Raw genomic sequence first — 9,956 nt, 5'->3', positions numbered from 1 at the left:
TTGTGGTTGAACGTTCCGCCTCCGGACTCCGTCAGCGCCCACACCCGCTCGGCGCCGGTCGCCCGCACGACGAGCCGCTCGACTTGGGCGAGTTCGTCGGGTTCGAGGCCCGGCATGGTCCGCATGCCGGTGCCCGCACAGCTGTGCGGGCACTTCTGTGCCGAGGGTGGAGCGGGTCAGCTGAGGTTCATATGCGGCCTGGCCGCGGCTCTCGCCACGAGGAAACGCAGCCGCTCGTCCACCGTGTCCCAGGCATCGCCAGCGAGGCCGGCCGGCTGTAGGGCGAGGCGTCCGCGTCCAGGGCGATCCGGTTGAACTCCGAGCTGTCGACCAGGTCACGTGCGAGCCGGTCGAGGGCGCGGGCGGCCCGCACTTGGCAGGCCGCGTCCAGCACCAGTTGACGCCCCTCACGGCTCGGCGGAACCCGGGAACCAGCTGCGGCACCGCCGTACGCCAGGGCACCACTTGCGGGGCCCCTGACCTGTGAGGACCAGGACGGGAGGCTTCCACTGCGACCTCGACGACATCGCAAGCCTGGTGTCGGCCGACCTCGACCCGGCGCTCAAGCTGACGTGCACCCCCTCCGAAGCAGCTCGTCCATGAACCACGTCGTCCAGTTCCACACCGAGACGATCACCTGCCTCCGCCTCCTCGGCCCCACACGGACCGAGTGAGAGCTCCGGTCGCTCGACTTTGCTGATACCAGCGTTGCGCCCGTGTCCGTGGTCCGGGATGAGGGCCCCTGAGGCGCCTGGAGGAAGCGTGACCGGCCGAACTCCCCGACTGGATGATCCCGCCCAGGATCAGCGGCTGGGAAGCCGATGACCTCGACCTCCTCACCCAGGCACCGCGGCACGCCGAACTCGTCGACGGAGCCCTGATCTTCAGGATTTCGCCGCAGCGGTCCTGGCACGCCCGGCTGGTGGAGAACCTGACGTTCGCCCTGCGCCAGGCCGCCCCCGCCGGGTTCGACGCCGAGCGTGAGATGACCGTCAGGCTCGACAAGAAGAGCCGCCCCGAGCCGGACATCCTGGTCACGACCGCCCCGTACGACCCCGACCGAACGCGGTACGCGCCCGAGGGCGTCGCCCTGGTCATCGAGGTCGTCTCGGAGGAGTCGGCGGACCGCGACCGTTTCCTGAAGCCCTTCAAGTACGCGCAGGCCAGGATCCCCCACTTCTGGCGCCTGGAGGACGAGACCGGCGCCCCCACCGTCCACACCTACGAACTCGACACCATGACCAGCACCTACGTGGCCACCGGCATCCACCGCAACCGGTTGAAGGTCTTCGTCCCCATCCCCATCCCCATCCCCATCCCCATCCCCCTCGACCTCGACCTCGACCTCGACCTCGACCTCGACCTCGACAGCCTCGTACCCTGACCACCCCTCCCGGACGCCAGGCCACGGCTTCGCGAGCGTAAGCCGCCTCGCGCCCCCGCGAGAGCGGAGGTGAACGGTTCACGGGGCTCGTGCCGGCCGGTGACGTCGCGAGCAGGTTGTCGGCACTCGACAACCGCCGAGTCTGGGGTGGTCAAGCGCCAGGTGCACCGTGCTCCACGTGCCCGCGTGGGCGTCCCCGTTTGGGCGCACCTGGAGAAAGTTCGGCCTTTAGCGCGTCGACCGCCTCAGCGACGGTGGGGGAGCGGTCCAGGAGGTACTGCGTCCACAGTGCGGAGCTCACGACCGGCAGGCGCGGGTCGCGCTCCCCATAGTCCGGTTCGGCCAGCGACGGTAGATGCGCACCAAGACCCGCCTCCTTGATCCCGTACGTGGTGGCGGAGTCGTACGCGGCGGTGGACGCCCCAGCAGACTGGATGGCCCGTGCCTTTCCCTAGCAAGCAGTCCAGCAGCACGACCGGCACCATGTGGCGGAACGGCTGCGGTAACGACATGTTGCTCACCGATCGAGAGAAGGCCGCGTAGGCCTGGACCGAACCTGCCGCCGACAACGGCGCCCATGACCGCAGAAGCACAGCTCCGCTGGCGGCCACCGGTACGCAGAAGGTTGAACTCCTACACAGCGTCCTCATCTTCGTCGGCGACTTCGTTGAGCGTGACCTCGATACTGCGCGCCGCACCTACCCAGGCCGTCGTCCCGTACTGAACAGCGACGGCGGACTGGAGGTGCATCCGGCCGGAGCGGGTGCGCCAGCACCCCTGCTCGCATAGAAGCTGGCGACACCAGACGGGCCTCCTCGTCACGTGCCCCCTTGCCTAGCCGTGCCGCGCACGAGGAACCCTCTCTCATGTTCGCTGACAGCGACCAAAAACACTGCTTAGTGCCCGTCCGCTGACGTTGCCGTCAACTACTGCCGTCACGAGCCCGAGAAGCCCCACCAGAAGTCGAATCTGGTGGGGCTTCTGCGGCGCTTGAGCGTGTTCGCCAGACCAGCATTCAGCTCTCGTCAGCGTCCTGATGAGATTTGTTACCGGATCCGTTTCAGTCGATTTCCGTACAGCGAACTAATCCAAATCAAGTACCGCCACAGCCGCTTGGACCTCACCAGAGTCAAACCCCGTCCGCAGGAACAATTCCCGGTACCCCAAAGCGGAAACAACTAGCTGTGCGAGCGCATACCAGCGTCTAGCGATTCGCAGCGGAATAGTCGCCCTGACCTCGACGCTCGGAGCGGCTACATCCCCCGTCTCACCTGAAAACATTTGAACCTCGACTGCGATTTCCGCCTCATCGTCACGAAGCCAGATACACACCCGCGAAGCTCCAGCCACGCAAGCGTCAATCTCGCGAAGCGCGCCAATCAGCGTTTCCAGGTCAGCCACCGTACACCCAATTTCCATGAGGCGGGACTCCTGGAAATTGGGCAGCTGATGCGTAACCTGGAAGATCACTTCGAACTGGTCGACACTGAGGACGACGACGGGAGCCGGCGAGCTGGCACCTGGATCGCCCTTTTCATCGGAGAACATTGTCAAACCAATCCTTCCCACCCTTGGGAGTGAATACCGTTCCACCTTCACCATCTTCGATGACGACCGATCGCTTATCCGGGTCCCAGTAACCTACTCGACCATTCCGAAGATATCTAGTCTCGACGTTGGGAACATTCCCATTGATCACGCCGTCGACGTAGTAAGGGAGGGCGCCGTCATCGACACCTCTCACGAAGTGGGTGCCGTCCCCGTCGGGACGCTTCGCCGAATCGAGGGCGTGCTTCGAAATATTCTCAGATATTTCGTCGACCTCGGGGCAATTGCTGTTGTGAACGAGAACCGGCGTGGCACCGGCGAGTACATAGTACGTGTGGATCTCGTCGACAGTCAGGTTGTAGGTTCGGGCATGCCTGCTGAACGAGTGGTTCGCTCGAACCTCGACGGTGGTGCCGTCATTGGCGAGCAGGGTCATACCGGGCTTCAGATGGCGCGCCTCGATCCAGCGCCTCCCGGAGGGGGACCAGAAGGGGTGCTCGTGTGTCGCAGTGAGCTCCTCCGGTCCGTCCTTTGTGGCGATGGTCAGTTTGTTGAAGTGCTTGTCATCGTCGGTGACGATGAGGCGGGTCACCTTTCGCGCGCCAGACCTTCCTGTTTCCGGGTCAGCGGCAAGGACTTCGTCTCCGAGTTTGATCTCCTCAATGGGTTTTGTCTTCCCATCGGCCAGCAGGACTGCCGTTCCCGCTAGGAAGCATTTGCAGCCAGGGGCTGGAATTGGCGCGTCGTCGGCCTTCTTCGCGGCCCCCTTGAGAAGGTGCTTGGCGAGGGATCGCAGGCCGCTTGCGAGGTTGAAGAGTCCGACGATGTCTACTACCGCGTCCCCTGCATCCCAGGCCTTAGTGTTCTTGTCCAGCCCCTTCTTCGTGACGAAGTCGTCATACCACTTGGTTGCCCCACTGCAGTCTTCGAACCAGCACACAGGGCCGAGTTTTGAAAAGAATTCTGCGGTTACGGCCAAGTTATGGCCGACACCTCCGATGAAGTCGGCGAAGCTGCCCTGTGCACGAGTATCTGCGGGGCCCTTGTAGGTGCATTCGGGGCGCATTGCAGGGTACCCACTGCCGCAGCTACTAGCACTGGCACTGGCACTGCTGCTGTAGTTTCCACTTCCGTATGCCGAGGAGCCCGACCTCGATGAGGAGTGGGAAGTGCCGCTGCGTGACGACTGGCGGTGCTTCAGGTGGATAGCTGCGATGACGACCTCAACGACAGCCAAAACTACGGCGACGAAGGCGAACCAGAAGCGTCCGTCGGGGTCGGCGAAGGTGACCGGGTTGTTGTTGCTATAGGCGTAGCCGTTGATCTGCTGGGGGTCCTTCAGATCGGCTATCGGGTCGGCACTGATGAAGCGTCCGGTCGTGGGGTCGTATTCGCGGGCGCCGAGGTGAGTGAGGCCGGTTGGGTCCTTGGTGCCGCCGACGAAGCCTTTGTCGCCGGTCCAGTTGGTCGGGGCCGGGCCGCGGTCTTCACCGAAGGGCTGGGTGTAGCGGCGCGTGAGGGCCTGGGTGGCGGCGTCGACCTGGACGCTGGTGGTCCCGTTGAGGTCGCTGCCGAGCCAGGTGAGGGACCCGGGCGTCCTGACCGCGACGGTCTGGCCGGCGTGGCTGTAGTAGCGGGTAGCCGTGACGGCCTTGGTGGCCTTGTCGTAGCGGAGTTCGGTCTCGCCCAGGTAGAGGGTGGAGCCTACGGCGTCGCGCCGGATAAGGCGGTTGCCTTCGGCGTCGTTGAGGTAGCTGGTCTCGCTTCCGTCGGCTTCGGTGACCTTGGTGAGGTCGTTCTCGGGGCCCCAGTCCAGCTTCTGCGTCTGTGTGCCGGTGGTGCGGGTGAGGGTGTTGCCCGCCTCGTCGTAGGAGTACTTGGTAGACGGGCCTGCCGCGTCGTCCGGCGGCGTGACGGTGCTGGAGAGCAGGTGCGGGCGCACCGTGCCGCCGGGGGTCTTCTCGTCGTAGTTGTAGGTGCTGGTGGCGGGACCGCCCTGGGTGAGGTGGTCGATCGTGGTCTTGCGGTTTCCGGCGGTGTCGTAGGTGAAGGACTTCCAGTAGGGGGCGATGCCGCCGACCGTGTCCGTGGTGGGCGTGGTGGCGCAGTCCGTCGTCGCGGTCCAGGCCGTCCTGAGCCTGCGGTGGCCGTCGTAGGTGAAGCATTGACGGTCCCCGGTGACGGTGGACTTGTCCTCGACCTCGACGGGATTGCCCGCCTGGTCGTAGCGGTAGTAAACGTCGGCGTCGGTGCTGCCGCGGGACTCGGAGGCGATGGTCTGGCGGGCGAGGCGCTTGGTGCCGCTCTCGTAGGACTGGCTGATGTCGACCCACTTAGCGGTGGAGGACACGCCGAGAGTGGTGTTGATGCGTTCGCCTGCCGGCAGGTACTTCGTGTCCTGGACGAGGCCGGTCAGGCCGGCCAGTGTGGTGGGCAGGCGCTGGTCGTTGTAGCCGTAGACGAGGACTTCGAGGCCCAGGCCGCCCATGGCGGGGATGGTTCGCTGCTGGAGGGTGCCGTCGCGGTTGTAGGCGTTGGTGATCGTGTAGACGCCCGTGCCCGCGGTCGCTTCTTCCGTGGTGCTGATCGTGTACTGCTGCTTCAGGACCCGATAGAGCGGGTCGTAGGCAGCGTTGGTCATCGCGTAGACCTTGCCGGCCTTGCCACCGTCATAGCGGATGGATGAGGTGAGCTGGCCCGCTGCGATGCTGTCGTAGGTCCAGCGAGCGAGGTACTTACTGTCGTCGATCGTCGGAACGTCGTTCACGACTGGGATGCGGTCGCGGAGCTTGCCGGTCTTGCGGCCCAGCTTGTCGTAGGTGTAGGTGAGGATCTTGCCGCGGGCGTCCTCGGTGACGACGACCTGGTCGAGCTCGTCGTACTCGCTCTTCGAGGTCCCGGCATCGGGGTCGGTGACGCTCTTCTGTCGGCCCAGGAAGTCGTAGTCGTACTTCCAGGCGTTGCCGTCGCTGTCGGCGACCTTCGTGAGCTGGTCGCCTCGGCCGTAGGTGTAGGTCAGCTTGGTGAAAGCGCCGGTTGCCCGGTTGCCGTCGTACTCGCGCTTCTCCGACAGCATCCCTCGGCCGTCGACCTGCTCTGTGACGGCGGCCGCGCCGGCCGGGGGCTCGACCGTGGTGGTGTTGCCCTCGTAGGTCGTGGTGGTGCGGGAGTGTTCCTTGCCGTTGGCGAGGTTGATGGCGATCGTGGCGCGTCCGGCTCCGTCGTAGACGGTCTGCGTTCCGCCGGGTGCGGCGGTCAGAAGGTTGGCCAGTTCGCTAGTGGGGGCCGTCGTGTCGATGTAGTCGGCCGCCGTCTCGACGGCGAGGCCGCGGGTGTCGTACTTGGTCTCGGTGATGACCCTGCCGCCGCCAACTGCCGCGGGTGCCTGCGTCTGGCGCGGGCGCAGCAGTGCGTCGTAGATGGCATACGCGGTCTGGTAGGTCTTGCCGTCGTTGTTGAGGGACTTGGTCGCGGCCCAGGACACCTTGCCCTGCTGGATCTTGTACTCGATCCTCTTGCTGGGCGTCTCGGTGGCGCGCTTGCGGTCGGCGAACCAGACGTCGGTCAGACGGCCGAGTGAGTCGTAGCCCATCTCGGTGCGCCTACCCGTAGGGTCGATGCTGGCCTTGTTGACGCCCCAGTCGGAGTAGATCTCGGTGGTGACAGCGTGGTCGAGGGCGTTGAGGACCTTTGTCGACGTGAGTGGCCCGCCGGCGGCGGGGGTGTACTCGACGTGCTTGACTCGGGTGCCCTTGGTGTCCCACAGGCCGGTGGCACGCCCCAGCGAATCGTAGGCTGCGGTGTTGACGACCTGTGGCTTGAGGGCGATGCCGTCGGTGTTGTAGCCGGTCACACGCTCCGAGGTGGTGACGTTGCCCTTGGCCGGGGCCGTGCCCCAGGCCAGGCCGTCGTAGGAGGTGCGGGTGTCGGAGATGACGTCGGTGGTGGCCGGGTCGCTCGTGCGCTTGGGCGTGGTGTTGCAGCCGACCGACAGCTGCTCGACTTGCTTGGGCTTGTCGAGGATCCACGCGGTGGTGTTCTGGGCGTAGGACGTGATGGTGCAGTCCTTGGTGCCGCCGCCCTCGGTCTCGACGGTCAGCGGCAGGCCGCTCTTCTCGTCGTAGGTGGTGCTCACCTTGGAGGTGATGTCAGCGGAGCCGGCGACCGGGGTGCGCTTGGTCTCGGTCTGTGTGCGCACCATGTGGGCGCGGACGGTGCCGAAGCTGTGCGTGCGTGAGGCGGTGCTCCAGGACCGCGGGGTGGTGATGGTGCCGGAGATCTCTTCTCCGGTCGTGCCGTTGTAGGTGATCTGTTCGCGCAGCTGGCCGGCGTACTGCTCCTCGTCGGTGACGGCGGTGCCCTGGGAGTCGGTGATCTTCTCCACTCGGGTGGTGCTGTCGGCCTGCTTGTCGCCGTTCATGCCCCGGTAGTAGAGGCTGACGCTCTTGGAGCGGACGCCGGCGGCCTCGCCGACCAGGGTGGTGACCTTCTGGTAGCCGCGCCAGGTGCCCCAGGTGCGGTACTTGTCCTGGATGATCGGGGACTGGTCGTCGTAGGCCCAGGCGCCGCCGGCCGGGTCGTAGACGTAATCGGTCTGCTTCAGCGGGGCGCCGCCGGTGGGGTCGGACTCAGTGACCTGGGTGACGACGTACTTGTGGAACCAGTCCGTGCGCGGCTGGGGGTCAGTGCCCGGGGTGGGGTTGGACGGCGGGATCCACTTGACCGGGTAACAGCGCTTGGTGTTCTTGTCGAGCGCGCTGGGGATGTTTGTGTCGGCGACGCACTCGGGGTCGGAGTAATTGACGGTGAGTTCCGAGCCGGTCTCCGAGGTGACCTTGCGGACGCGCCACTTTTTGAACGCCGGGATGTCATCACCGGTCTTGTCGACCCGGTTGTCGAGCTGGACACCGGCGAAGCTGATCGGGGGCAGCGGTTCGGCCGCGGCACCCATGGTGGACTTGCCCGTGTGCTGAATGGACTTCAGCCACAGCCCGGCGTTGGAGCCGTCACCCGGGTCCGGGAACGAGTGCTCGAGATGCCAGTTGTTGACGTCCCGGTAGTCGGCGTCGGCGCCGGTGCCCGTGCCCTTGTAGACCTGGGTGGTGATGTCGGTCAGGCGCTTGCGGGAGAAGAACGACGGGGTGGACTGGTCCGTGCAGACGGTGTCCTTCTTGCAGATCTGGTCGAAGGGGACGTCCGGCCACGCGTTCTTGTTGGCGGCGGTGAGGTTGGCGCAGGTTTCTCCGCCGGTGACCGGGATGCAGCGCTCCGCCACGGTGAACTTCACCCGTGCGGCAGCCGGCTGGGTGGTCGAGAAGACGGTGTCGGTGCGCTGGCCGTAGTCGATGCGCTTGAGGTAGCCGCTGCGCGTGTACTCGGTGCCGTTGCCGGTGGCGCCGTTCTTCGCGTAGGAGTTCAGCTCCTTGTCGTACCAGTACGTCATGACGTTGCCGTGCGGGTCGACGACGTAGTCGAGGTTCCACCGCCAGGCCTGGTTCTTGGAGCGTGCGGCGAAGGTGGTGCCGGCGGAGTAGCCGGGTTCGCCGGAGTCGTCGCCGAAGACGGGGACGGTCCATACGGAGTTCGTCTCGGGCTTGCCGGTGGTCCAGCCGGGCAACTGGTTCTTGCCGAACACGTACTGGGTTCCGTCGGTCGTGGTGACGGTCCAGAACTCGCCCTTGTCGCCGGTGTCGCCGTCGTCACCGTTGACGGCACCGGTTCCGCGGACGACACGCTCGCCGTCGTCGCCCTGCAGGTGCCACTCGCCGGTGAGCGTGTCCTTGACGAGGGTGCTGGACTTTCCGTTGAGGACGATGGAGGCGTTGTCCTCCCTCCAGCACTGGTCGCCCTTGTCCTTCTGGCCGTCGTCGTCGCAACTGCCGTAGGCACGCTCGATGTACGAGGTCGGAAGGTCGAATCCTTCACCCACCCAAGACGGCTGGGCGGCGGTGGCGGAGGTACGGCCGTCCACGCTCTGCGCGGAGTAGCCGATCGACGGACCCGGTGCCGGTCCGGCCGGTGACGGCACGACATCCATCGGGTAGGACCATGTGAAGTCGCCGTTGGACCCACCGCCGGCCCAGGTAGCCGACGGGGACAGCGCGGTGGCCTCATACGTTCCCCGGTCGGAGGAAGCGCCGGCCGACAGCGCCAGCACGGTGAACGCGCTCGCCGCCAGTGCGGTCTTCGGGGTGGCGACCTGCGCGGTGACGGTCTGCTCCGCGGTGTCGTTGTCCGAGGGGACCGGTGTGGTGGCGCGGCAGGCCGGCTTCTCGGGGGTGGTGAGCGCGCAGGCAGGCAGCTGGACCATGCGCAGGCGCGAGGACCAGTTCCCGCTGTAGGCGTCGGCGAACCCCTTGTAGTCGACGGCGACGTCCACTGCGGAGGCATCGGTCTTGCCGTCGGCGCGCGCGACGCTGAGGACGACACCGTCGATGCCGAGCTTGGCGGTGGCTGCGCGGTCCAGGACCCGGACCTGGGCGGCCTGCGGCGTAGCAGGGGCGGCGGGGGGCTTGGCTCCGTGAGCAACCTTGACCCGTGCAGATGCCTCCGGCGTGGCACTGGCGGCGAGGGTGGATCTGGACAGCTCGACGGGCAGGCCGGGGGCGGGGGCCGCTGTGCCTGCGGCCGGAAGGGTAACGCGCGTAGTGGCCGCCGTCGGCCAGACGGGCTTGGATCCCGCCCGCTGGCGGGTCTTGGCCTCAGCCGCTGGGACGGGATTGGCCGCCCTGCTCTTGCGGGGCTGAAGCGTTTCGGCCCTTCCGTACTGAGCCTTCTGAAGGGCTGCGTGGTCGCGTTCGAACTCCTGGACAGGGGCTGCGCCCAGGAGTGTGGTGACGATTGCCGTGGTCACGGGCAATGCGACGGCCGCCATACGGCGACGACTCGCATTGCGCCAGGACCATGTGGGCAGCACTTGTCTCGTGCCGAACACGTGGTTCTCCGCATTCTGAGGACCGTGGTGTGCCCCAGGGGCACACCACGGTAGGAAAAGGTGACTGGAAAGAGGTCTGAGCGAAGGGCT

Annotated in this window: 3 protein-coding genes; 1 reads left to right on the top strand and 2 read right to left on the bottom strand. The window is 66.2% G+C overall.

From position 1 onward, the window contains the following. Positions 1–787: 787 nt before the first annotated feature. Positions 788–1,384: a Uma2 family endonuclease gene (locus ABTZ54_RS31960; protein WP_351670002.1), complete on the top strand. Its 597-nt coding sequence runs from the start codon at positions 788–790 to the stop codon at positions 1,382–1,384. A 1,083-nt stretch (positions 1,385–2,467) separates the two neighbouring features. On the opposite strand, the gene ABTZ54_RS31955 is transcribed toward ABTZ54_RS31960, so the two are convergent. Both ABTZ54_RS31955 and ABTZ54_RS31950 read right to left on the bottom strand, forming a co-directional pair. Further along, positions 2,468–2,932 (bottom strand): hypothetical protein, encoded by a 465-nt coding sequence (locus ABTZ54_RS31955; protein ID WP_351670000.1) that lies wholly within the window; start codon positions 2,930–2,932, stop codon positions 2,468–2,470. Further along, positions 2,919–9,806, bottom strand: a complete 6,888-nt coding sequence (locus ABTZ54_RS31950; RefSeq protein ID WP_502997352.1) for a polymorphic toxin-type HINT domain-containing protein — start codon at positions 9,804–9,806, stop codon at positions 2,919–2,921. The genes ABTZ54_RS31955 and ABTZ54_RS31950 overlap by 14 nt, the downstream gene beginning before the upstream one ends. Between the last annotated feature and the right edge of the window lie 150 nt (positions 9,807–9,956).

The sequence above is a fragment of the Streptomyces sp. NPDC094032 genome, assembly GCF_040303965.1.
In the GTDB taxonomy this organism is placed as follows: Bacteria; Actinomycetota; Actinomycetes; order Streptomycetales; family Streptomycetaceae; genus Streptomyces.
This window is presented reverse-complemented; position numbering and strand designations above follow the sequence as displayed.

Excerpts from the sequence above, each read along its gene's own strand:
- ABTZ54_RS31955 (WP_351670000.1), bottom strand. The coding sequence starts at position 2,932 with ATGTTCTCCGATGAAAAGGGCGATCCAGGTGCCAGCTCGCCGGCTCCC.
- ABTZ54_RS31950 (WP_502997352.1), bottom strand. The coding sequence starts at position 9,806 with ATGGCGGCCGTCGCATTGCCCGTGACCACGGCAATCGTCACCACACTC.
- ABTZ54_RS31960 (WP_351670002.1), top strand. The coding sequence starts at position 788 with ATGATCCCGCCCAGGATCAGCGGCTGGGAAGCCGATGACCTCGACCTC.